25 protein-coding genes and 3 pseudogenes are annotated in these 23,270 nt (G+C 57.0%); 14 read left to right on the top strand and 14 right to left on the bottom strand.

What is annotated here, in order from left to right; translation table 11 throughout:
• Window position 1: 1 nt before the first annotated feature.
• From NDY25_RS11110 to NDY25_RS11070, 9 genes and pseudogenes are all read left to right on the top strand, one after another.
• Window positions 2-193, top strand: coding sequence for a hypothetical protein (locus NDY25_RS11110; protein WP_168959162.1), 192 nt, complete (start codon window positions 2-4; stop codon window positions 191-193).
• Window positions 190-1,725, top strand: coding sequence for an IS21 family transposase (gene istA / locus NDY25_RS11105; protein ID WP_168959161.1), 1,536 nt, complete (start codon window positions 190-192; stop codon window positions 1,723-1,725). The genes NDY25_RS11110 and istA overlap by 4 nt, the downstream gene beginning before the upstream one ends.
• A gap of 15 nt (window positions 1,726-1,740) precedes the next feature.
• Window positions 1,741-2,484: an IS21-like element helper ATPase IstB gene (istB, locus tag NDY25_RS11100; protein WP_011347650.1), complete on the top strand. Its 744-nt coding sequence runs from the start codon at window positions 1,741-1,743 to the stop codon at window positions 2,482-2,484.
• 104 nt (window positions 2,485-2,588) lie between these two features.
• Window positions 2,589-2,729: pseudogene (locus NDY25_RS23160) on the top strand (serine hydrolase domain-containing protein); the annotation flags it as partial.
• A gap of 53 nt (window positions 2,730-2,782) precedes the next feature.
• Complete coding sequence (locus NDY25_RS11090; RefSeq protein ID WP_256627948.1) at window positions 2,783-3,058, top strand: hypothetical protein; 276 nt, start codon at window positions 2,783-2,785, stop codon at window positions 3,056-3,058.
• 70 nt (window positions 3,059-3,128) lie between these two features.
• Entirely contained in the window at window positions 3,129-3,836 is a 708-nt protein-coding gene (locus NDY25_RS11085) for a hypothetical protein (protein ID WP_233366649.1), read from the top strand.
• A 98-nt stretch (window positions 3,837-3,934) separates the two neighbouring features.
• Window positions 3,935-4,584: pseudogene (locus NDY25_RS11080) on the top strand (hypothetical protein).
• Window positions 4,585-4,604: 20 nt separating this feature from the next.
• Entirely contained in the window at window positions 4,605-6,500 is a 1,896-nt protein-coding gene (locus tag NDY25_RS11075; RefSeq protein WP_168959159.1) for an XVIPCD domain-containing protein, read from the top strand.
• Between the two features lie 103 nt (window positions 6,501-6,603).
• The gene (locus tag NDY25_RS11070) at window positions 6,604-7,050 is read left to right on the top strand and encodes a hypothetical protein (RefSeq protein ID WP_168959158.1); all 447 of its coding nucleotides are present in this window, start codon (window positions 6,604-6,606) and stop codon (window positions 7,048-7,050) included.
• A gap of 268 nt (window positions 7,051-7,318) precedes the next feature.
• On the opposite strand, the gene NDY25_RS11065 is transcribed toward NDY25_RS11070, so the two are convergent.
• From NDY25_RS11065 to NDY25_RS11050, 4 genes are all read right to left on the bottom strand, one after another.
• A complete protein-coding gene (locus tag NDY25_RS11065; RefSeq protein ID WP_256627946.1) occupies window positions 7,319-7,726 on the bottom strand; it encodes a hypothetical protein in 408 nt (135 codons plus the stop codon).
• Window positions 7,727-8,357: 631 nt separating this feature from the next.
• Complete coding sequence (locus tag NDY25_RS11060) at window positions 8,358-8,729, bottom strand: hypothetical protein (protein ID WP_256627945.1); 372 nt, start codon at window positions 8,727-8,729, stop codon at window positions 8,358-8,360.
• A 563-nt stretch (window positions 8,730-9,292) separates the two neighbouring features.
• A complete protein-coding gene (locus NDY25_RS11055) occupies window positions 9,293-9,517 on the bottom strand; it encodes a hypothetical protein (RefSeq protein ID WP_168959155.1) in 225 nt (74 codons plus the stop codon).
• A gap of 113 nt (window positions 9,518-9,630) precedes the next feature.
• Entirely contained in the window at window positions 9,631-9,981 is a 351-nt protein-coding gene (locus tag NDY25_RS11050; protein ID WP_168959154.1) for a SymE family type I addiction module toxin, read from the bottom strand.
• 611 nt (window positions 9,982-10,592) lie between these two features.
• On the opposite strand from NDY25_RS11050, the gene NDY25_RS11045 reads away from it, so the two are divergent.
• The 4 genes from NDY25_RS11045 to NDY25_RS11030 all read left to right on the top strand — a co-directional run bounded on the left by NDY25_RS11045 (window position 10,593) and on the right by NDY25_RS11030 (window position 14,248).
• Window positions 10,593-10,814 carry an XAC0095 family protein gene (locus tag NDY25_RS11045; RefSeq protein WP_168959153.1) on the top strand — a complete coding sequence of 74 codons (222 nt, stop codon included), beginning with the start codon at window positions 10,593-10,595 and terminating at the stop codon, window positions 10,812-10,814.
• A 60-nt stretch (window positions 10,815-10,874) separates the two neighbouring features.
• The gene (locus NDY25_RS11040; protein ID WP_343243424.1) at window positions 10,875-11,594 is read left to right on the top strand and encodes a hypothetical protein; all 720 of its coding nucleotides are present in this window, start codon (window positions 10,875-10,877) and stop codon (window positions 11,592-11,594) included.
• Between the two features lie 220 nt (window positions 11,595-11,814).
• Window positions 11,815-12,345 (top strand): hypothetical protein, encoded by a 531-nt coding sequence (locus tag NDY25_RS11035; RefSeq protein WP_256627944.1) that lies wholly within the window; start codon window positions 11,815-11,817, stop codon window positions 12,343-12,345.
• Window positions 12,346-12,361: 16 nt separating this feature from the next.
• On the top strand, window positions 12,362-14,248 hold the full coding sequence (locus NDY25_RS11030) for an XVIPCD domain-containing protein (protein ID WP_256627943.1): 1,887 nt from the start codon (window positions 12,362-12,364) through the stop codon (window positions 14,246-14,248).
• Window positions 14,249-14,637: 389 nt separating this feature from the next.
• Here the strand turns inward: NDY25_RS11030 and NDY25_RS11020 are convergent, their stop codons facing one another.
• From NDY25_RS11020 to NDY25_RS10985, 9 genes and pseudogenes are all read right to left on the bottom strand, one after another.
• Window positions 14,638-14,862, bottom strand: coding sequence for a hypothetical protein (locus NDY25_RS11020; protein WP_006449194.1), 225 nt, complete (start codon window positions 14,860-14,862; stop codon window positions 14,638-14,640).
• A gap of 98 nt (window positions 14,863-14,960) precedes the next feature.
• A protein-coding gene (locus NDY25_RS11015) for an IS3 family transposase (protein WP_256627460.1) occupies window positions 14,961-16,069 on the bottom strand; the annotation gives its coding sequence in 2 pieces (ribosomal slippage) (window positions 14,961-15,808 and window positions 15,808-16,069; 1,110 coding nt in all).
• Window positions 16,070-16,474: 405 nt separating this feature from the next.
• Window positions 16,475-16,882, bottom strand: a pseudogene (locus NDY25_RS11010) (AAA family ATPase); the annotation flags it as partial.
• Window positions 16,867-18,756: an AAA family ATPase gene (locus NDY25_RS11005; RefSeq protein ID WP_256627942.1), complete on the bottom strand. Its 1,890-nt coding sequence runs from the start codon at window positions 18,754-18,756 to the stop codon at window positions 16,867-16,869. The gene NDY25_RS11005 and the pseudogene NDY25_RS11010, both read right to left, overlap by 16 nt.
• Window positions 18,757-18,962: 206 nt before the next feature.
• A complete protein-coding gene (locus NDY25_RS11000) occupies window positions 18,963-20,312 on the bottom strand; it encodes a hypothetical protein (RefSeq protein WP_233366589.1) in 1,350 nt (449 codons plus the stop codon).
• A gap of 173 nt (window positions 20,313-20,485) precedes the next feature.
• Window positions 20,486-20,605 (bottom strand): hypothetical protein, encoded by a 120-nt coding sequence (locus NDY25_RS23155; protein ID WP_425510780.1) that lies wholly within the window; start codon window positions 20,603-20,605, stop codon window positions 20,486-20,488.
• 2 nt (window positions 20,606-20,607) lie between these two features.
• On the bottom strand, window positions 20,608-20,796 hold the full coding sequence (locus NDY25_RS10995; protein WP_256627941.1) for a hypothetical protein: 189 nt from the start codon (window positions 20,794-20,796) through the stop codon (window positions 20,608-20,610).
• Between the two features lie 384 nt (window positions 20,797-21,180).
• Window positions 21,181-21,324, bottom strand: coding sequence for a hypothetical protein (locus NDY25_RS10990; protein WP_168959237.1), 144 nt, complete (start codon window positions 21,322-21,324; stop codon window positions 21,181-21,183).
• Between the two features lie 202 nt (window positions 21,325-21,526).
• On the bottom strand, window positions 21,527-21,874 hold the full coding sequence (locus NDY25_RS10985) for a winged helix-turn-helix transcriptional regulator (protein ID WP_168959238.1): 348 nt from the start codon (window positions 21,872-21,874) through the stop codon (window positions 21,527-21,529).
• Between the two features lie 90 nt (window positions 21,875-21,964).
• Between NDY25_RS10985 and NDY25_RS10980 the strand changes: the two genes are divergently transcribed.
• On the top strand, window positions 21,965-22,291 hold the full coding sequence (locus NDY25_RS10980) for a nuclear transport factor 2 family protein (protein WP_168959239.1): 327 nt from the start codon (window positions 21,965-21,967) through the stop codon (window positions 22,289-22,291).
• Between the two features lie 204 nt (window positions 22,292-22,495).
• On the opposite strand, the gene NDY25_RS10975 is transcribed toward NDY25_RS10980, so the two are convergent.
• On the bottom strand, window positions 22,496-23,248 hold the full coding sequence (locus NDY25_RS10975; RefSeq protein WP_168959240.1) for an SDR family oxidoreductase: 753 nt from the start codon (window positions 23,246-23,248) through the stop codon (window positions 22,496-22,498).
• Between the last annotated feature and the right edge of the window lie 22 nt (window positions 23,249-23,270).

Genomic DNA, 23,270 nt, shown 5'->3' with positions numbered 1-23,270 from the left:
CATGACAGAGCGTGACGAACACATCGGCGCGTTGGCCAAAGTCCTGGAGCAGGATCTGTTGCACCACTACGGCCCGGTGATCGGCCAGGATGATCTGCGCCAAGCACTGGGCTACACCTCGCTGGATGCGTTTGCCGCTGTTCTGGCCCGGATGCTGGTGCCTGGAACGAAGGCGGTGCAAGGAGTGCCATGAATCCGTTGAAAGACCTGTGCCGGTGCCTGCTGCGCACTGACCTGACCGATCGGCAGGTTGGTCAAAAGTTGAATCGCTCGCCGACCACGGTCGGCCGCTATCGCAAACGCCTGCGAGCCCTCTCACAATCGTGGGATGACATCGAGAGCATGGACGAAGTCGCGCTGGCGCGCCGATTGAATCCGGGCAAAAGTAGTGCGAAGAAGTTGCTCGTTGAACCGGATTGGTCGTATGTGCACGCCGAGCTGCAGCGGCGCGGCATGACGATCACGCTATTGCATGAGGAATATGCCCTTGGCTTGGAAGCCGGGGCGATGTCAGAGACCGAGTTCCGACGCCGCTACCGCCGCTATGCGCGTAAGCGAGGACTGGTCATGCGTCAGGTGCGTGTACCGGGACAACAGCTGTTTCTGGACTTCTCCGGAGTGCGCCCTTCGATCACTGATCAGATGACCGGCGCAACAACCCCGGTGGAGCTCTTCGTGGCGGTCATGGGTGCCAGCCGCAAGACCTTCGTCTATGCCGTCGCAAACCAGAAATCGGTTGACTGGATCGCTTGCAATGCAAAGGCGCTGGAGTTCTTTGCGGGCGTGCCCACCTATCTGGTGCCGGATAACCTCAAGGCGGCGGTGACCTCCGTTTCCGGGCAGGACGGGGCACTGCTGAACATGACCTACGCCGAGTTTGCTGCGCACTACGACACCATGGTGCTGCCGGCACGTCCGCGCAAACCTAAGGACAAGGCGCCGGTGGAGATTGGGGTGCAACTGGCCCAGCGTTGGATCCTGGCGCGACTGCGCAATCGGGTGTTTTTCTCGCTGGAGGAACTGAATCGCGCCATTGCCGAGCTGGTGGACCGCATGAACCTTCGTCCGATGCGTGGGTCCGGCGGAAAAAGCCGTCAGCAACTGTTCGAGGAACTGGACGGCCCCGCGCTGCGTCCGTGTCCGCAGATGCCCTACGAGTACGCAGAGTGGAAGCTTAAGGTCCCTGTGGGACAGGATTACCACGTCCCTTGGCAGGGACACTTTTATTCGGTTCCTCACACATTGGTTGGCGCAAAGGTGAACTTGAAGGTCACCCGGGAGGCCGTGGCAGTCTTCCACCGCGACAAGCGGGTGGCTATGCATCCACGCAGCGGCGAAGTGGGTGGATGTAGCACGTCACCGGAGCACCAGCCCCCGGCTCATCGCGCTTACGCACAAGACACGCCGGATGTACTGATGACATGGGCGCGTCAGCAGGGAGGCGCCCTGCATAAGTTCGTGCAACGACATAGCGCGACTCATCGCCGACCGGCACTGACCCTGCAAGCCTGTCGAGGGCTGCAACGCCTTGCGCGTGAACACGGGATCGAAAGGCTGCAGGCGGCCTGTGACCGGGCCGTACGCATCCAAGCCAACAGCGTCAGCTCGGTGAAGTCGATCCTGGTGCGCCATCTGGATCGCAGCGCATCTTGCGATGACAGTGCAAGCAACGATGACGCTCCACAGGCGCACGAAAACGTGCGCGGTGCTAACTACTACTCATAATTCAGGGAGAACATTATGTCTTTGGAACATACGATTGATCAGCTACGAACGCTCAAATTGACCGGCATGGTGGCTGGCGTCGAACATCAGCTCGCCCAATCCAGCTACGGAGCACTCGGCTTCGATCAGCGCCTTGGCCATCTGGTTGACGCCGAGGTGAGTCAGCGCGACAGCAAGCGCTTCACGCGCCTGATTCGCAATGCCAAGCTCAAGGTCTACGCCGAACCGGAGGCTATTGACTATCGTGTTGGGCGCGGGTTGGATCGATCGGTGATCGCGGATTTGCTGACCTGTGGCTGGATTGAGCACCGCCAAAACGTTTTGGTCACTGGACAGACAGGTACTGGAAAGACCTGGTTGGCATGTGCCCTGGCCGTACAAGCTGCACGCCAAGGGATCACCGTAGGCTACCGGCGCGTAGGCCGCCTGTTGGAAGACATGGAGGTCGGGCATGCGGACGGCTCACTGGCCAAGCTTCGCAATCAACTCGCCAGGACCGGCCTACTAATCTTGGATGATTTCGGCCTGACGCCGCTGAGCAGCCGCGGACGTGCAGATCTACTGGAATTACTCGATGACCGTGTCGGCTCTGGCGCCACGATTGTGGCTGGCCAGATGCCAGTGCAGGACTGGCATGCGTTTATCCATGACCCTGCTTTGGCTGATGCCATCATGGATCGACTGATTCACAGCAGCCACAAACTAGCGCTCAAGGGTGAATCCATGCGAAAGACGAAGGCAGCCAAGTCCTGGAAGTGAGTGCTGGCGGCGCTGTCCAGCGCTTCTGGCGCTCGCATCCAATTCATTTGGCGGCGGTGTCCAGTTCCGTCGCCGATGAGTGTCCAGTTGGTTGGCTTTTCGTACACGAAGGCGGTGCGCCGGGCGCAAACACTGCATTCGTGGTGCTGCCATCGAATGGCTATGTGGTAGTGGGATTGAGTAACACCGATCCCGATGCCATGGAGAACGTGGTGAACTACATCGCGCGGCGGTTGCCTCTTTAAACGAGGTCGGGTGGCCGACTGCCAGCACCCCGACTACCAGGGTGCCCCCAACGATGGCAACGCCTGGCGCGACAACTGCGAGGGAAGGCGACTACTTCATCACCCGCGGCGGCAGCTTCGCTTCTTCGCGCCAGGTGCTGCGCAGCGCCGCGCGGGGACATGGTTGGCGGGCCAATGCAAGCAGCCTTGGTGAGGGTTTCCAGATTGCCGAAGATATCGGTGCCTGCACGGCAAGCGCGTGCGTTGATGCCGATGCCGGGTTTGTTGAGGCGCTGGAGTCAGCGCAGCGGCGCGAGCGCGAGGTGCAGGCGAGGACTGCAATAAAGTGAGAGTTGTCGGCCGGGCCGTTGTGGATCACACCGATGTTGCAGGCAAGCAATGCACCCCTGAGGAACACGCTTGTTGACAGCCGGCGTTAGCATAACTAACTTCACTGGACTAGCCACGGGTCAGTCAGCGATGCACATTGGGAAGGCAATCGGTTGGTTGGGGGCCGTGCTTTGCGGTCTGGGGCTGTGTGGCTGTGCGCATATCTCGGGCAACCCGGTGCCAGTGCCAAACGCACAGAGTGCCGCCAACGCCTCACCCAAAGGCGAGGCCCACGACAACCCGGTGCTAAGCGCCGAGCAAGTGGGCCAGCGGTTCCTGACAGTGTTTGAAGGGCTTACATCGCGGAATGACTTAAGCGTTGAACGTATACAAGCAGCCGTCGGTATCCATCTCAAACATGTTGCATATCCATCTGAAAAACTCGAAGCCTACTTCTACGGCCAGCCGCTCAAAGATGGCTGGAACTACATCTTAGATTTCAATCCGGCCTCAGCAAGTCTGAAACAAGGTGCCAGCCTATCGTTCGTCAAAGACGAAGATGAATTCTCAAGCATGGCCAACATTTGTGGCCTCGATTTTGACTATTATCGCGAAGCACTAAAGGTAAATGGATTTACCGATTATCCAGTCTACGGAGAAATTAGCCAATTACAGAGCTGGCGCTTTTCTAAAATATTAGATGATGGCAAGAACCTAACTCTCTCCATGCTTCTGCAGAATGAAGTGGTCGGTACGCACGGAAGGCTTTGCGTCCGATCACTTGGGACAATGAACTAGTCCGAACGCATAGATCCATTATGCTCTGGGAGTAATGTGGCGTGCTTACCGAAAGTGATGCATTGTATACCCCGTAGTCTACCCATCAGGACCTGCTAATGCGCTCCGCCCGAGTCGCCCTGCTCTTGCTAACTGCACTGTGCGGCACAGCTCTCTGCGCTTGTGCGCACACCCCGACTGATTCTCCAAAATTGCCTCCAAAGGAGCTCACTGTAATGAACACGTCCGAGGCCGATGTCGCGAACAAGCTCACGCTTAGTGCCGAAGAGGTCGGCAAGCGATTTTGAAATTGATCGCCGGGCTAGACTCGCGGGAAGATATAACTCCAACTCGCATTCAAGACGTTATGGGCTTTCCGGTCTCAGTTGCGCCTAGCGCACTGGGTGCAGTGGTATGGAGTACGGATCTGGGTGGTGGTTGGCGTTATGCTTTTGATTATGTCCCAGAATCCCCTTCTTTATTGAGAGGTGTGGGACTTTCATTTGAACATGACACCGATCGCTTTTCTGACATGGGAGCGATTTGTAGCCTCGATTTCGATCATTACGACAGTTCGCTTAAAAGCATGGGATTTGTTGCATCTCCAACGTATGGCCCGATCGGGCAGCTGGAAAATTGGCGCTATGCGAAGTTCGCGAAAGGCGGATCAGGTGGAGACATCCTTATCTCCATCATTCCACAGAATGTGGTCGCAGGTTCTGCGGGGAAGGTTTGCGTTAAATCCATCAGTACGTTGAACGGTCGATAACGCGCTACGGAGTAGTTCTCATGGCCAATCACAGCCCTCAGCTCGAAGCCGCGCTTTCTCAATTTTCCGCACAACAAGGCGTTACTCCCGATCAAACTACGCAGCTGCGCGACGCGCTAAGGGCTGACCCCAAGCTATTGAACCAATTGGACCGACAGGCCCAGTCGGGTCAACTACGCGGATTTGCCTTACAAGCTGCCAGTAGCGCACCAAATTTGGCCGGGACTTACGATATACAAAGCGGGGTCATCACCCTTCCCGCAACAAGCCTTCAACCTTCTGGAGCAACTGCAAGCAGCGACCTGAAGGCCACGTTGCAGGTCCAGCAGATGTCTGTCGCGTTTGCGCACAGCACATATCAGGATTCGGCGCGTAACAGTCATCCAGTCACACAGGACATGCTCAACAACTTGCAATCGAGTATCAATAGGTCTCCTTTTCTCGCGGCTGAGGTCAAGAGATCTGCCACTTCGATCGATGTATCAGATACGCATAATCCCAAAAGAGCGAATCTCGAAGGTTTTGGATTTGTCGGCCCCGGCGTTGCAGCAGGCGGAACTTATGACGGCAACAACAAGATCATGAACTTGCCACCGATCGGCTTGCAATCATTTTCGCCCGCAAGTCCATCAGGAAGATTTAATCCGCAAGACATGACTTTTGTGTTGGGGCATGAGATACAGCACAGCTTTAAACACACGTCTAAGAATCAAGCAACCACTAGGTTCTTGACTGAGGTTGATAACCAGTCAAAAACTCGGGGACCGGCTCACGATTACACCAATGAGCTTAAAGATTTCATACAGGCAGGGCGAGAGGATGAGGCTAAAGCTGAAATTGCTGGATGGAATGCTTTATTGAGTCGAGAGAAGCAAACTAATCCAAATGCAAACGGCATGGATGTAATGCTTGCCACTAAGCTCGATAGGACGCTCGATTTCGTTGAGCAGGATAAGACGTCGAGCTCGCTTAAAGCTGTGCCGAAATCCGGCCTCTCCTTCAACCAAGATGGCAGTCTCTCTCAATCAACCGGCAACATCGCAGCAATGGGGCAGCACTACTTTGATCGCCCTTCGCAGCTCTATGCACAACCCGGCCAACGCCCCGTAAGTCTTGGCGAGCACCGCAGTCAGGCGGGGCAACTTCAACCCACTGCGGACTACGCCAATTACTACGGCACATGGGCCGTGGAGCAAATCCTTCAGGCAGAAGATCGCGCAAACGTGCTGCATCAAGGTACCCGGCCGCAGGTGACGATCGATATGGCAGCGTTAGGCCTGAAAGAACATTTAATCGAGAACGAAGGTCTGGACCGAGGGCCGAACAAGGCGCCGTTTCCATATCATGACAGCAGCACCGCGCCACCCTCGCTGCACCATTTCGACCACACCCAGGATGGCAGCGTGAATCGGGCGCACGACCATACCTACGTGCCGGTGGTACCCGGCGCTCCTGCAGCAGCGGGACCACGCGGCCCGGACGATCCTGCACACCCAGACAACGCCATGCTCGAGCAAATTCGCGGTGGCGTGCGCAAGATCGATGAGAGTGTAGGCAAGCCCTATGACGATATGAGCGAACGGGTGAGCCGCAGCCTGCTGGCCGCATGCAAGGACAACAGTGAGGCACATCCGCACGTCACAGACTATGCGCTTGCCAGCAACGCGCTCAGCCGTGTGGACCATGTGGTGATGAGCAAGACTGGCAACGTGTTCGCAGTGGAGGGCCGGATGGACGATCCTGCGCATAAGCGCGCGCATGTGGAGATCGATCAGGCGATCCATATCCCCGTCGAACAGTCGGACCAGAAGTTGCTGGCGGCCAATCAAGCGATCGCGCAAGAAAGAGCGCTAGTGCAGCAGCAAGAACTGGCGCGCGGCATGAACGAACCTGGCTCGAACGTGCCGACCAGATAGTTCGCGGACTGCCAGAGAGTATGCATGGCCGTCAAAACCAAGCGGACTGAGCCACCTATGCCTGCAACGCATGCGCTAGGATCTTGCGTACAGGGGGAACACCATGGACAGGATCACCATCGCGCGCCATGTCGCGCTTGCACTGACAGCGCTATGCATACTTGCATGCGGACAAAGCGTGCCGGCACAGAGCATGCGCTCTGCCACGGGCAAATCGGCCAGCAAATACATCCCGCCCACGCAGCAGCCATACAACTCCATGGCGCGCGACACCACGCCGTTCAATTGCGACCAATACCGCACGCACCCGCATCCGGGCATGGCGCGCTACTGCCAAGGCATCGAGAACATGACGTTGCGTAACGAAGCGCATCGGCAGGGGCGGCCCGCTCCATCGGATTCCATCATCGCGCTGCCGGGCTTGGGCACGGCGGAGGCAAAGCAGCTGGGCTATGCGTGCGTGGGCGGGCAGGCGATGAAGCGGCTGCGCAATGGATGGGAGCAGGTATCTGCCGCTGCGGGTGGATGGCAGCGGTGTCAGGGTGGGTAAGTGACCCTATTCTCCGCTAGCTCTAAACGAAGCGAACAGACGCCAATAGATGGCGGCCCTGATCAACACTGAAATCCCCACTGCTAGCACCGGAGCGAAGCGGAGTGGCGTACGGCTAAAACCCGCCCACTAGATGCCCACTTGGCCAGGAGGCACGGACATTCCCGCACAAAGGCGAAGTGCACTACGGGTTTCGTTCCGTTGAAGACCAGCTCAAGGCAAACCTTGAGCACGTAGGCGGCAAGGCGCTGACCTGATCCCGATGCAGCTAGACCGCGCTGACGCCGACCAAAACTCGTGTCAGTAGCACATAGCCGATCATCGCCAGCGTTGCAAAAACAAAACCATTGGCGATGAGGTGAGAGCGGTTGCCACGGCTATCAGCTGCGGCACGTTGTACTGCCTGTGCCCGGTTAACGCGGTAAAGCAAGAATGCCGAGCCAGCCATGATCACTGCACTACAGCCGAAAGCGGCAGGATGATTGGAGATAAGATAGCCCTGCAAGAATTTCCCGTGACTCGGAACTGCAGCCTCCCAGCCGGCTGGTAGGGATTTACCTTGAAGATCGAGAGCAGCGATGGGCTTGGCTGAGAGGAACGTGGACGTAGCATAAAAGGAGACAATTAGCGGCAGCCATAGCAGCAGCTCAACTACGTACAGGAGTGGGAACTTCATATTTTTCAGCATATTTTTCGGATATCTCGACCTAGTAATCAGCTTTTTAATAATCGAGCTTTCGCTCTCAATCGCGCCTCAAACGGATGTTCCCACAACATCTCGCCAAGCTGTTGGTGATCCGAAGAGCCGCGCGCTACAAGCCTTGCTAACTTAACCGAATACGTAAGTGCAATGAATCCTGCCAGTTCCCAGCTGGTCGTGATGCACCGCCAAGGGGCGTACGGCATCGCCCTGCCATTACTCACCCACCGCAGCGCGGCGGGCGTCCACAAGCTGGCCCACCGCGCGGCTGGCTTAGAGCGGCTAGCACAACTACTGCGCGGCCTTCATGCGGGCGACTGCTCGCTACCTTTTGCTAGCCGCGCTTAATCCGGTTTCCTCCAGTTCGGATTGTTCCCCAATGTCGGATATCGCCTGACCAGCGTGTGCAGTGCGTCGGCCAATGCAACCGGGTCTTCGCGCAATGCCCTGACAATGTCAAGGAGTCCCCCTGGCAGGGCCGCTCCCTCCTTAAGCTTTTTAAGAAGATTCTGTATGCGTCGTCCATGCTCTTCCATGGGCGGGTCGTAGGTCTCCTCGACCCCGGACACCAGGTTCGCAACTTGCGCTACCAAGTCTGAATTGAGGCTCAGGCCCCCACTGAACTGCAAGAACTTTTCATCGCCCCCTGCCTGGGCCACCCGGATTTCGAGGTCGACATCCGCCGCGAGTTGCCGCATCTGTTTGAACATGGGGTGGCCTGCGTATTGCTCGATGCCATCGCCAGGCCGCGCGGCTGCGCCGGGTTCGCATAATGCGCCGCGATCCGGTTCTGGATCTGCTTAATTTCTTCAGCAATATCGTCGCTACCGCCAACCGCCCTTTTCCCGAGTGCACGCTCACTCATGCGCGTGAGCAACTTGAGTGCTGATTTATGCTCGGCATGGAGGGCTTCATTATTGAGAATGGGGCCAATGGTATCGAGCAATGTGTGCGCCATCCCCTGCATCTTCAACAGCATGCGAGTTTCCAGGCCCGATCGCTGTGGCCGCGTTGGCTGTGACGTCGTTGGCCGCGATGGGGTTGGCCGTGACGTTGGCCGTGATGGGGTTGACGGGCGCGACGGGCGAGGCTGCAGCCCCTGCAATGGCGACTGATTCGGCAAGGGTGTCGATGGGGCCGGCCGCTGCGGCGTGCTCTGGGGCGTGGGTTCGTGCTGCGTGTAGGTCACGTGCGTGTGGGTGCCACTGACATTGTTTGAAAGACAGTTTCCCATCGATTTTTCCCACTACTTCAATCATGGGCGGCGAGTACATCAGAGCCAATCCCGGCACTGCGCAAGCAAACGCGAATGGGCGGTTGTGGATCCGAAGCTACGCCCGGATGGTCAGCAATGCAGAAGAACCCCTTCGCAAAGCACGCGCCCAGCTGCCGTAGGCGGGCAGGCGATGCAGCGGCTGCGTAACGGGTGGGAGCAGGTGTCTGCGACTGCGGGTGGATGGCAGCGGTGTCAGGGTGGGTAGGTGGCTCAGGTTGGCAGACGTGAGGGCTTGGTGCATCTGCCCGGCTGTTCGTGATGTGCCGCTAAGGCGCACAAGCCGTGTGCTCCACCCGCTGCTCAAGAATCGCGCGCACCGCGTTGGCGGCGTCGAAGATGGCCTGGCCCAGGGTTGGCAGCGTCTGTGCGTGCAGGCACTGTGGGGCGCTCATGGCGATCACGTCGCCGTGGGCGGCGATGGTGCGCATCAGGCGCTCGAGTTGGTCGATCTGGTCCAGCGTGAGACAAAAGACGGCGGCATGCGGGTGCATTGCGTGATCCTCTGCGAGGCGGCGAGGCGCGTGCGCACGCGGCGTGGCATGCGCGCAGCGCGCCTGAAGGGTGGCCGTGCACCTGCGGTGCGGCACGCGCACGGTGGGGCCGGTCAGTCTGTGGGTGCCACACTCACCACCAGCTCGCCATCGCGCAGGCGGATGTGCAGCTTGCTGCCGATGGCAAAGCCCAGTTGTTCCAGCCAGCGGCCACGCAGGCGCAGCGTTGGCACGCGTAGGTCGCTGGCGGGGTAATAACCGTAGCCCACGGTGCAGTGTGTTGGGGCACGCGGGTGGCCGGGGCGTGGGGGGCGGGGTTCGGTGCGGGGTTGGGGGATGGGGGTGCGCTCGACGTAGGGCCGCGGCTTGATCGAGGGGTCGAGCGAGTGCCAGCCGATCTCGCGGGGCGGCGGCTCCGTGGCGCGCTTGCGTGCTGATGTGGAACGGGACGTGGATCGACGCATGGCAAAGCCCTCCTTGACGAACAGGCCCCGTTGCACAACGCAACGGGATGTCGGGAGGCTAGAAACCACAGACAGACTTCTGAATTGTTTTCCCAAACAACTTTGCATTAGCCGCACCCCGACATAGGCATCGCGTCGGCTGCACTCGTACAAAAAATTTAGGCACAAAAAACCCACCGGCTTGACGGAGGTGGGTACCGCTGTCTGAGGAGTTTCTAGGCTCCTTGCAGCCGAGATTGCTACCTGTTTGGCGATGTGTCAACTGGTAACTAGTGCGTCATTGCCGCCGCGCGTCTATTCGAAAAAATTACGTGCAAAGCCCCACATCTACACGCCGGGCACCGCTTCAACTTGACCCAACTCACCGCCACACGCACACTTCCGCTCGGAGCCTAGAAACTCCACACAGACAGCGGTGCCCACCTCCGTCAAGCCGGTGGGTTTTTTGTGCTCGGCCATTTGGCCTGGCACTGCTCGGCGTTCCTACGCCGGGAGGGCGGCGAATACAACACCCGCAAGGGGAATAAGCCCGCCGGCTGTCTGCGGTTTCTAGCCTCCCGGCATCCCGCTGCGTTGTGCAGCGGGAGCTGCCTCACGGCACGGAGAGCGGCATGCGCGACGAACCCGGCTACTGGATGTCCGAAGGCACGCAATACCAGCTGCTGCGCGTGCGCGATCAACTGCGCCTGCTCTCCACCCTAGCCACACCGCGCTCGCGCGACGAAGGCACGTTGAGTACACCGGCGATTCCACTGCAGCAATGGGCGCACTGCCTGCAACACCTGGCCGAGCAAGTGGACGATGTGCTTGGGGAATTAAGCACCGCCCCCTAAAGCTGCGCTTGTCTCGGTCAGCGTGTCGGCTCAGTAGCCGATGGGCTGGCCGGTTTGGACGTGGGCGAGTACCTTGGCTTGTATCAGCGCGCCGCACCGGCATACAAGACAACTATGACCAGCTTTCGCTCATTCATGCTGCTGCTTTGCTTGGCACTTACCTCGGTGCTTTCGATCGCGTGCACGCGGCCGTCTGAGAAAGCGAGCGATCTGCCTGCTGCTCCATCGCCCACACCCGCAGCACCTTCTGCGCCAACCACCGTAACGAAGAATGCCGCTCTCGACATCCAGCAGATTGAAGCCGGGCTTTTGAGATTTGCAGCGTCGCTGGAACAACCCGGCGACATGAGCCACAAGCGGGTGGAGGAAATGCTTGGCATCAAATTCGACCCGCCGAAGGATCTTGCGGTGTCACGGCGTGTGCTGAGAAGCCTTCCTCTGGCGAACGGCTATACGTTGTATGTGTCGCACAGCCCGGAGAAAAAGGGGTTTTCCTTTATCAACCTCCTGATCGGCTTACCAGACAAGCAAGACCCTACGCGGATCCCGGCTGCCACATGCATTTGGGATGCGGCTGATTTTTCTGCAAAGCTTGGGGCCATGGGTTACAAGCGCGGTGGGCAGCGCCCATTCCAGGGCGGCACTCTTCGGCAGCATTGGCGCGCCATCCAGAAGAGTGATCAAGGCTTCTCGGTTGCCTTGTTGATTTACGAGACCACTGCCGACGGCGCAAGGCGCGAGTGCGTGTATGGCGCACAAATTGACGGAGGTGATGCATGACGCCGGAGTCATATGGAATAGCGCCAGTTGCGTCAGTATCCAAAGGTATGGCCGATGATTTGCTAGATTACGACGGTCCCACTTCAGTGTATGGATTATGTCAATGAGGCCTACCAAAGCTGCAATGCTATTGCTTACCTCGCTATGCGGAACTACGCTCTGTGCTTGCGCGCACACAACGATCGAACCCACAAAGCCAATTTCGAAGGAATACGGCGCAATGACTACATCTGAGACCGACATGGTCAACCCCACGCTCGGTGCTGATGAAATCGGCAAGAGGTTCTTGAAGTTGCTGGAAGGCTTGGAATCTAGGAAGGATTTAACCGTTGATAGAGTGCGCGAAGTTACCGGCATCTCCCTCAAAGGAGTTACCTTCCCCTCCGAGAATCTTGAGTCCTATATCCATGGTCAAGCACTGAGCAATGGATGGAATTATTCTTTGGAGCTGACTCCCGAGTCTCGCTCTCTCAAACAGGGTATCAGCCTATCCTTCATCAATAACAACGATGAATATTCAAATTTGGAAGGCAATTGCATTGATTTCGAGAAGTACAAGAGTTCACTAGTCCAGATGGGATTTGTCGACTCGCCGGTGTACGGGGAAATTGGTCAATTGCAAAGCTGGCGGCTTGCTAAGTACGCAAAAGATGGCAGCGGTAAAGATATCGTGATCTCAATCGTTCCTCAGAATGAAGCGCCTGGTTCGCCTGGTCGGCTCTGCGTCAAATCAATTGGAACTTTGAACTGACCAAGGATGAAAGCTGATGGCCAACCCCAGCCCACAACTCGAAGCAGCTTTAGCCCGGTTTGCTGCGTCTGGAGGCAACCACGATCAGGTTGCGCAGCTTCGTGGTGCGCTGATAGCTGACCCTAAGCTACTGCAGCAGTTCGATCAGGAAGCACAAGCAGGTCATCTTCGAGGCTTTGCGTTGCAAGCAGCGAACAGTTCAGCGCCGAATCTCGCTGGAACTTACAACATACAAAGTGGTCTCGTTACGCTCCCTTCAACAAGCATCCAGCCGACGGGAACATTAGCAAGTAGCGACCTAAAAGCCACTCTGCAAGTTCAACAGATGTCGGTAGCGTTTGCACACAGCACTTACCAAGACTCTGCAAGAAGTAGTCATCCTGTTACACAAGATATGGTCGACAACCTGCAGTCAACCATCAATGGCTCACCGTTCTTAGCCGACGAGATCAAGAAGTCCGCGACTACGGTCGACCCTTCGGACAGGCAGCGCCCCCTGAGAGCACACCTCGAAGGTTTTGGCTTTTTGGGACCGGGCATAGCGGCTGGTGGTACGTACGACGGTAGCAACAAGATAATGAATTTGCCGCCGCTCGGCCTCCAGACAGGCTCGGCTGCTAACCCTCTCGGGACCTTTAACGATAGAGACATGACATTTGTGCTCGGACACGAGATCCAGCACAGTTTTAACCATGCATCTAAAAATCAGGCTACGAATAAATTTCTAGCGGATGTTGAAACCCAATCAAAGGCCCGAGGGCCTGTACATGACTACACGGACGAGCTTCGCAACTACATACAGGCTGGACGTGAGGACGAAGCCAAGGCGGAGATCGCCGGCTGGAATGCATTGCTCAGTAAGCAACAGCAACTCAATCCCAGTGCAGGCCTGAAGGAAATGCACGGAACGCAAATTGACAGGGTCAATGATTTTGTCAAAAAAGATCCATCCACAGGCCTTATCACCGGCAAGCCGGGTTTGACGTTCAACCAAGACGGTAGCCTCTCTCAGACGTCCGGAAATATTACGGCTATGGGGCACCATTATTTTGATAGACCCTCGCCGCTCTATTCGCAGCCTGGCCAACGCCCAGTTGGCATCGGCGAGCACCGCAATTCGGCGGGCGCGCTCCAACCGACGGCCGACTATCCCAATTACTACGGCACTTGGGGGGTGGAGCAGATCCTTCAGGCAGAAGATCGCGCAAACGTACTGCATCAGGGCGTCCGTCCACAGGTGACGATCGATATGGCCGCGTTGGGGCTGAAAGAACATCTGATCGAGAACGAGGGCCTGGACCGGGGGCCGAACAAAGCGCCATTTCCGTATCACGACAGCAGCACCGCGCCACCCTCGCTGCACCATTTCGACCACACCCAGGATGGCAGCGTGAATCGGGCGCACGACCATACCTACGTGCCGGTGGTACCCAGCGCTCCTGCAGCAGCGGGCCCGCGCGGCCCGGACGATCCTGCGCACCCCGACCACGCCATGCTCGAGCAGATTCGTGGTGGCGTGCGCAAGATCGATGAGAGTGTGGGCAAGCCCTATGACGACATGAGCGAACGGGTGAGCCGCAGCCTGCTGGCCGCGTGCAAGGACAACAGCGAGGCACATCCGCATGTCACCGGCTATGCGCTGGCCAGCAACGCGCTCAGCCGTGTTGACCATGTGGTGATGAGCAAGACCGGCAACGTGTTCGCGGTGGAAGGCCGGATGGACGATCCTGCGCATAAGCGCGCGCATGTGGAGATCGATCAGGCGATCCATATCCCCGTCGAACAGTCGGACCAGAAGTTGCTGGCCGCCAATCAAGCGATCGCGCAAGAAAGAACGTTGGCGCAGCAGCAAGAACTGGCGCGCGGCATGAACGAGCCGAGCCCAGGCGGCCCGGCTAGATAGGTCTCACGCTGACCAGGCGCGACGAAACTGCATACTCAATGGCGCGCGATACCACGCCGTTCAATTGCGACCAATACCGCACGCACCCACATCCGGGCATGGCTCGCTACTGCCAAGGCATCGAGAACATGACGTTGCGTAACGAAGCGCATCGGCAGGGGCGCGCGGCTCCGTCGGATTCCATCGTTGCGCTGCCTTGGCCTCGGCACGGCAGGCCAAGCAGCTGGGCGATGCATGCGTAGGCGGGCAGACGATGCAGCGGCAGCGTAACGGAAGGGAGCAGGTGTCTGCGGCTGCGGGTAGATGGCAGCGGTGTCAGCGTGGCTAGGTGGCTCAGGTTGGCAGGCGTGAGGGATTGGTGCGTCTGCCCGGCTGCTCGTGATGTGCCGCTAAGGCGCACAAGCCGTGTGCTCCACCCGTTGCTCAAGAATCGCGCGCACCGCGTTGGCGGCGTCGAAGATGGCCTGGCCCAGGGTTGGCAGCGTCTGTGCGTGCAGGCACTGTGGCGCGCTCAGGGCGATCACGTCGCCGTGGGCGGCGATGGTGCGCATCAGGCGGTCGAGTTGGTCGATCTGGTCCAGCGTGAGACAAAAGACGGCGGCATGCGGGTGCATTGCGTGATCCTCTGCGAGGCGTGGCGAGGCACATGCGCACTTCGCGCAGCATGCGCGCAGCGCGCCCGAAGGGTGGCCGTGTGTCGACTCCCCGTAATTCAATGCCAGCCAAAATTAGAGGTCTGCGGTTGATGTTGATCACGGAACTCGGCGGGCGTTAGCCCGCCCAGGCTGTCGTGCGGGATCTGCTGGTTGTAGTCGGCCAGCCAGTGTTCGGTCTGTTCGCGAACCTCGCTCAGCGTGCGGAAGAGATGCATGTCCAGCACGCCGCGCCGGTAGCTGCCGTTGAAGCGTTCGATAAAACCGTTTTGCATTGGACGCCCCGGCTCGATGAAGTCCAAGGCGATGCCTTTGCGCTCGGCCCACTCGGCCAAGGCCAATGCGACAAACTCCGGGCCATTGTCCAAGCGAAGTTTGGCGGGGTAGCCGCGCCAGGCTGCGATGCGTTCCAAGGTGCGGATGACGCGGGCGGCCGGGAGATTCAAGTCCACTTCGATCGCCAAGGCTTCCCGACTGAAATCGTCGATGACATTGAACGTGCGGAAGCGTCGACCATCCCACAACGCATCGGACATGAAGTCGATCGACCATCCAGCATTGGGTCGCTCTCCGCATGCCAGCGGTTGTGGATGACGCGTCGGGACCCGGCGCCTGCTGCGACGACGTTGATTGAGTTTCATCAGGCAATACACGCGCCACACCCTTTTGTGATTCCACACATGTCCGCGACGGCGGATGATCTGAAAGAGCTTTCCAAAACCACGCTCGGGAAAACGCTCGGCCAATTCGGACAACAGCGCAATGACCTCCTCGTCGCGATCGGGACGACGCCGATAGCGCACTGTCGAGCGAGCCACGCCAACGACCGCACAGGCCCGGCGCTCGCTCCAGCCATGCTGCTCGACGAGCCAGGCAAGAAGCGGGCGTTTGTGCGCCGGGTCTACAGCTTTTTTGCGATGACATCCTTCAATGCATGGTTTTCCATGGCGAGCTCGGCGTACATGCGTTTGAGCTTGCTGTGCTCGGTCTCCAGGTCGCGAAGGCGCTGCACATCGGCTGCCTCCATGCCACCGTACTTGGACTTCCAGACGTAGTACGTCGCATCGGAAATGCCCAGCTCACGGCACACATCCTTGACCTGGCGGCCGCCCTCAACCTGCTTCAGCGTGGCGACAATCTGGCTTTCGGTGAACTTGCTCTTGCGCATCGTTGGTCTCCTTGGTGGCTAGTGTGCCCGGAGACCTCTAGTTATGGATGGATCAATTTTACGGGGAGTCGACAGGACGGGACGTGGGTCGACGCATGGCAAAGCCCTCCTTGACGAACAGGCCCCGTCGCCGGCCGGCGACGGGATGTCGGGAGGTTAGAAACCGAAGACAGACGGCGGGCGTATTCCCCGAAGGGTGTTGTATTAGCCGCCCTCCCGACGCAGGCATCGCGTCGGTTGCACCTGCAAGAAACTACAGGCACAAAAACCCACCGGGATTTCGGAGGTGGGTACCGCTGTCTTAGGAGTTTCTACGCTCCTTGGAGAATAGATTGCTACGCGTTGGGTGGCGTGTCAACTGCTTGAGGCTGAGCTAGCATCGCTCTCACCCAGTTGCGACCTGCGTCATTTCGTCATAGTGTTTTTGTCAACTTCTTCCAGCCACTGGAGGATGCTTCCAATGACGCTGTGACTTTCTCCTGCTAGATTTTCCGACGATTCTTCCGTTATTTCGATAACATCACTGTGGGAATACTTATTGATGAATCTGTAAATCTTCTCTTTAAGCTCAGGTGTCGTAATGGTGCAGCCTTCTAGGCCAACGTCCATCAGAGCACTGATATCGCTTCTCCGCTTCGGATACTTAAAAGTAAAAAACGATTCAATCAGTTTTCTGGCGAGATTTGCAGTCAAAAAGGCTTCATCTCGATTAAGCGTCGTGTGCGCCCTATATCCATATAGCTTTTTGAATATGTAGTGATACTCTGACCCATAGTTTTTTAAAGAATCATCGGCGTCTACAAGCAGTGAATGTCGTGGGGAGCCTGGCGGCGCATCAAGTCGATAGAAGAAGCAATTTTGCGGCTTCTCCTTTTTTCCCTGTTTCTATTAGTGATAGTGAACCAATCTCTCACTAACTTGAAGTACGTAAAGTTGTGAGTCAGAACGAATAGTTGTCGGGCATTTGTACATTGGGTACGAAGAAACGAGTACGCGTGGAATAAGTGATTTGAGTCAAAGCTTGATACGGGGTCATCAACGACGACAATGGAGTCTTCAACCTTGTTGCCATTTTCTTTTAGCTTAGTGATGAAATAAACAAATGCAATCGCGGTCTTCTCGCCTTCACTCAGATTTCCATCGTGCTCCCCAACTCCGTTCCTGATGATCTCATAGCCCTTCTTCTTTTGATTGAAACTCAGGCAAAGCTCAGAGCGCCCAATGAAGCGATGCAAGGTGTCATTAAATTCCTTGGCTCCAACCGTTTCGTTCGAGAGCTGCACCTCTATCGCACTTACCTCTTGCCTTATCTTTTCAAGTTCTTTGAGATCATTGGTCGCTTGCGCTTCAAGGTCACCGCACTTCTTCTGGCTGCCTGCATAATTAAATTCCTGAACCTCCGCTGCAGCGAAGTGAAGCTCAAGTACAAGCTTGCTTTTCGATGTCTCAAATTTAAAGTTAGAAGTTTTATTGTTGTGCTTTTCGACTAACGCGGAGATCGACTCAAGCACCTCGTTGAATTTGATGACATCGTCTTCAACAACATCTAAAATAATAATATCGATCCTTTCCGGATCCGTTATCTTTGATTTCAATGCATATCGCCACCCATCTATCTGCTGCTCGATTTTATTGGCAACAGACTTGTATTCCTTCTCAAGCCTCTCTGCGTCAGCCAAAAATTCTTTATAGAAGCTAGTCTCCGGGGGCAGATGATTGGAAGGCGCACCTTGAGACTCTATCCAAATCGCCGCGCTCTGAAGACGAGATTGAAAGTCCGTGAATGCTTTGCTGAAGTGTGCGCCAAGTGCCTGAGCACGAGTCTGAGTAAATGGTGAGCCACAGAACTCGCAGGACTGGGATTCGTGATGCTGATGTATATCTAAGCCTGCCTGAACCCAGTCTCTGATGTCGGGATTGTCAGCTAGTCGCTGAATAGCTTGGTTGATCGCTGTAGTCGCTATCAAGTCTCTGATCCGCACTGCCGCCTTCTTAAAATAGTCCGACTCGATAGCGGTCCCGGCGAAACTTATGCTCGGAAGCTGGTCGGGCCTTGCAGCGTTAGTTAGGTCTATAACTCTATTATCTGAAAGAACTGAATCTTTCTTAATGATGGCTTCTGAATTCTTCTGAATGAAAGCAGAGAGCTTGCGGCGATCGTAATTTAGATAGTAATTGTCGCTTGTGTCAATCGCTTGCAGTCCAAGCTTCATCTTCTTTGCAGCTTGAGTCAGGAACCTGTCCAAGGCTTCTCGGCATTTTCGGATGTCGCTCCTCTTTTCGTCGTAGGACTTGCTTTTTGACTTAAGATCTGCCTTCAGCTTTTCCAACTTTTGCAAGTCATCGATTTTCTCTTTCGCAATTAGAAGTATGCTCTTTACGGATTTGTCCCAGTCGATGTTCTCGTGAACAAAATGCTGATTAAAAACATGTATATTTAGCTGTGATCCAGTAAGAGTTTCCTCCGTAATGGATGAACCATCCTCCAACTCGATTGAGAACTGAGCTGCACTGAAGCGGGGTATCATCGCGCGAAGCTCAAGGCACGAAAATAAATTAGAAAGAGTAGACTTTCCTGTTCCATTCCATCCATAGACAAGATTATACTTCCCAAACTTCTGAATTTTGGTGCCGTTGAAATCGTTAAATATTCCAAATTGCTTAAGGCGATTAATGCTAGTTATCACGAGGCCCCCTAATTCAATTTTTATAGAAAAATTTTCAGCCTAATCCTTAGCGTGGCCGACTCTAAGCACGTCAGCGAAAGAAAAAACCTGTAATAGCTTAACAATCAGGACTAAAGCGATGAGGGCTCATATCGGTACTATCGTGCCAACTCGTCGGCGTGCAGCATAAACCTGATCCGGCCTCATCACTTATGTTCGGCTGAGCGTTAGAACAGCTTCTTCCGAATATCTGCAGCAGCGTTTCGACCTGCACGCCAATCGCTACTTGTCCTAGAAAGGATAAACGGGAATCTCTCGTCCTTCCTGAAGATCAGTTTATAGTGCTTTCCATCTTCTCCCACATCGAAACCAAGACCTTCGAGTTCCTTTCTTACAGCAGGTGTCATTGAGTCGTATTGGCTGAGGACCTCTTTCAGTTTAGCGAGGATCATCTCCCGCTCGTCTTCATGCTGATTCTCAGCAATTAAGGTGTCCAGAAGATGGCGTCTCCTAGAGTTCTCTTCAGCGGACTCAGACGCGCGACCAAGCGCCTCAAGCACAACAGATAGGTGTTCCCCCTGATACAAGTCCTGCTCAGCGGTCACCAAGTCGACTGTCTTGCCGCCACCATCTTCCCGCTCTACGGCGTTCCATCTGGAAAACTTCACCTTATTGAGCTCAGCCTCGAGACGCCGGACTTCCTCTCGGTAATCAGCCAACTCTTTGTCGAAGTACGCGATGTAGTCCTCAACCTTGCCTGAACCAGACTGGCGAAGTTCTTCAAACTTTTGACGTGTGATGGTCTCCTGCAAAAATGCCCATGTGCACTCGCGCTGTACCTTCTGAAAAAGCAACGACGACCTAATTTTTCGAGCAATAGCGCCCTGAAGCGCAGCTGGGGTTTCCCAACGATCAGGCAGATAGAGCCAGCGTCCCACCCCGTCTGACCAAAATATCGCCACGGCTCCTCCGTAAGGATTCTCGCCATACACCTCACGGGACAGCTTGGTCGAGAACGTCCGCGATGGCTCCACGACAACATGCGCCATTGCAGACACCCACTCAGCCAATTGATCGGCGTCAACTGCTAAACTCCCATTCTCGTGACGACTCACGTATACAACTGGCATTACGCTGGAAACTTTTGCGCAGATAATGTCGGCCGCAAGGTCCTGCTGAGTCTCGGCAATGTGAATTGCTTTGTCGTGGACAGGCAGCGCACCATCCATCCCACCGCCCAACCTCTGCATAAGAAGTTTCACGATGTAAGGCCGACGTCCGCGCCCAAGGCTCTCCACAGGAAGTTCGGAATCAACACTAAGCTGGACCGCTACCAAGAAAGCGCCATCTGTTTTGCATGCGACGACGTCTGTAGACCAGTGGATGCCTTCCGAATCAGTTTTCTCGTAGCGAACGCCCCCAATGATCTGACCTTCTACCTGCGTTCGCAGGAGCTCTGCCTTCTCTCCTTCTACCTCGAAGACGCCCTCTGGGGGCTTGCCGGCAAGCAATGCTCCAAGCTGCGTATACGGACTGCCAGAAATCCACTCCTTGCAACACTCCAAAAAGCTCGACATCTCGAGCTCGCTGCGAATCGGAAATTGAGTTTTAAATGTAAGCATTACTTCCCCTGTTTTTCCTTAGCGATGCCATAAGCAGCTAGGCTTGTTTGCATCACTTATCAATTTAATCTGCTCGCCTTACGCAAACCGCTCCACCTATTTTGTTTAGGTGCCGACGCAAAAAAGCTTCACCCCATCCGTGCCACGGCGCGCGAGCAAGCCGTACATCTTGTGCGTGACGCTGACCTCCACTTGCTGACGTTCCATTGTTTGCATTGCACCAGGATGCGACCGATGTCTTTACGCAGAATCAGGTCGATGCCACCGTCTTCGCGGCCCAGATCGGTCTCTTTACGGTATAGCCTTGGCGGCTGAATGCCTTGCGCACCAGCAGTCGGAACTGTCGCCAGCTACTGGTGGCTAGGTCATCTAGTGTGGTGCGGGTATCCAGCAATTTGCGACGTTGATAACTGCCAACAAACGAAGCGAGCGCGGCCACGCAGCACATTCCAAGCACCATCCGTGCGATGGGCGCGATTACCGCGCTGATCCCTTGATTGAAACCTCGTGCGATTGAGCCGCTTTGCTGCGACAGCAGCCACGGCGCACCGTTGCGGATGGCGAAAAATCACCAACCCCCACAGCAAGCCCAAGCGGCCATGGTAATGACAGCACAGCCGTAAACCCGGTACTTCCCCGTCTGCTTCCCATGCATGAAACCCCCGTTCCAGTCTGCACCCTACCGTTATGTAGTGGTTTTGTCAGCGGGGTACCCGACATTTTGTGCCAGCGGTGTCATCCGTTGTGATTGCACGCATTAAATTGCATGGTGAGAGGCGCTCGTCTTTGTGCGAGCGCCTCTACCATTTATTGCAGCGTTCGCTTATTTCTTCTTGCCGCTTTTATCCGGCGTTTGACTTAAAGCGGACCCGGCCGCTGTTTTTGAATCCTTGCCGGTGCTGCCGCTACGCAAGACCTTGCTTGCGGCCTTGGCCGCTTTGAGGCCGGTTTTCTCGTTGGTCGCCATGCGTGTGACCTCCTCGCCACCCCAGTGGTGGCATGGCGAAACTAGGCCGATTATCTTGCCCGCACAAGTCTGGTTGCAGCGCGCGATACGGCAGAGACTGCAATACCGTCGGTGCGTTATCTGGGCCAGTTATCTGGCGATATGCGCGGTGCTGTGTGCCTGATGTTTTAAGGCCGGCGTGCCACAGCAGTGTGCCAAGCCATCACTGCGGCGAGGGTTTGGGCAACGGCTGCCGCGCCTGGCCCCAGGTAAGTATTGCGTCCAATGCGGGGCACAGGGCCTGGCCCCATGGCGTGAGGCGGTAGTCCACCTGCGGCGGTACCTGCGCGTAGACGGTGCGCAGCACCAGACCGTCGCGTTCTAGCTGGCGCAGCTGTTGGGCCAGCATCTTCTGCGAGATGGCGGGAATCAGCCGTTCCAGGTCCGAGTAGCGCTGCACCTTGCCGTCGAACAGGTGGAACAGCAGCAGCAGTTTCCAGCGGCCTTCGATGAGGTTGAGCAGGGCTTCGACATCGCACGCGGCGGTGTCCGGGGTGTGCGGCTTTCCCATGGGTGCGTGACTTACCTTTGCGTGCGTTCTTGCGGCAGGCGATGCCGCTGCCGATCATGGCATACACGTTTCGCACCGGAGATCGCTGCCATGTCGCTTGCCCTGCCCGCCGCCATTGCCTGCTTCTTTGCCGCCAGCAATGCCGGCGATGCCGCCGTGCTGCTGCCGCACCTGGCCGACGATGCGGTGGTGCACGACGAGCACCGCCAGCACCGTGGCGTTGCTGCGATTGCGGCGTGGCTGGCACAGACGCAAGCCACCACGCCGTATCGCGCGGTGCCGCTTGGCGTGCACACCCAGGGCGAGCAGGTGCGCGTTACAGCGCAGGTGTCGGGCGAGTTCCCGCAGAGCCCGCTGCAGCTGGAGCATGTGTTCCAGCTGGTGGGCGGCAAGATTGCGGCGTTGGAGATTCATTGACCGGGTGTGCCGGCGCCATGCTTCATCCACCAAGGCGTTGATCCTGGAAACATCCGCCTGACACGATCGCCGAAGAAGATGCCCGGCAGGCAACTACGCAGATGCGCTGTTACCGGTGGCGATGCTGTGAGCGGCATCGACATCGAAGTGATCGCGCCAGGCGACAGTGCAGTGGCTGTTCTTGCCAGTGCTTTCCAGACACGCTCACCCGTTGAGCGTGCGGCCGCCGTCGACGATGATTTCCGAGCCCACCGTCCACTTGGATTCGTCGGAAGCCAGGTACAGCACGGCCTTGGCCACTTCGTCCGGGGTGCCGAACCGGCCCAGCGGGATGGTGGCGGCAATGTCCTTGTTGACCTGGTCGCGGTAGGCGTCGGGGATGCCGAGCTTGTCGTACAGCGGGGTTTCCACCGGGCCGGGGCTCACCGCGTTGAGGCGGATGCCGCGCGCCAGCAGTTCGCTGGAGAGTGTCTTGGTCATGCTCAGGAAGGCCGCCTTGGTCGCGGCATATACCGACGAGCGGGCCGCGCCCACATGCGCATTGATGGAGGTGTTGAGCACCACCGAGGCGGGGTTGGCGAATACCGGCAGCAGCGACTGAATGAGGAAGTACGGGCCTTTGACGTTGATGGCGAAGGAGGCATCGAACGCCTGCTCGCTCCAGTCTTCGATCGGCGCCCATACCGAGACGCCGGCATTGAGGAAGGCGATATCGAGCTGGCCGTAGTGCGCCTGCACCGCCTGCGCGAGTTGCTGCTGCGCGGCGACGCTGGCCGAATCGGCGCGTAGCACCAGCACCTCGCTCCCCAACGCGGCCTTGGCGTTGGCGATGGACTCGGGGTTGTTGCCGGTGACGATGACGCGGGCGCCTTCGGCAAGAAACTGCCTGGCGGTTTCCAGGCCGATACCGCTGGTGCCGCCGGTGATGAGGGTGCGTTTGCCTGCTAAACGGGACATGGGGTGCTCCTGAGCGAGGCCC

Origin of the sequence: Xanthomonas hortorum pv. pelargonii, from assembly GCF_024499015.1 — a bacterium.
GTDB classification, from domain to species: Bacteria; Pseudomonadota; Gammaproteobacteria; order Xanthomonadales; family Xanthomonadaceae; genus Xanthomonas; species Xanthomonas hortorum_B.
This window is presented reverse-complemented; position numbering and strand designations above follow the sequence as displayed.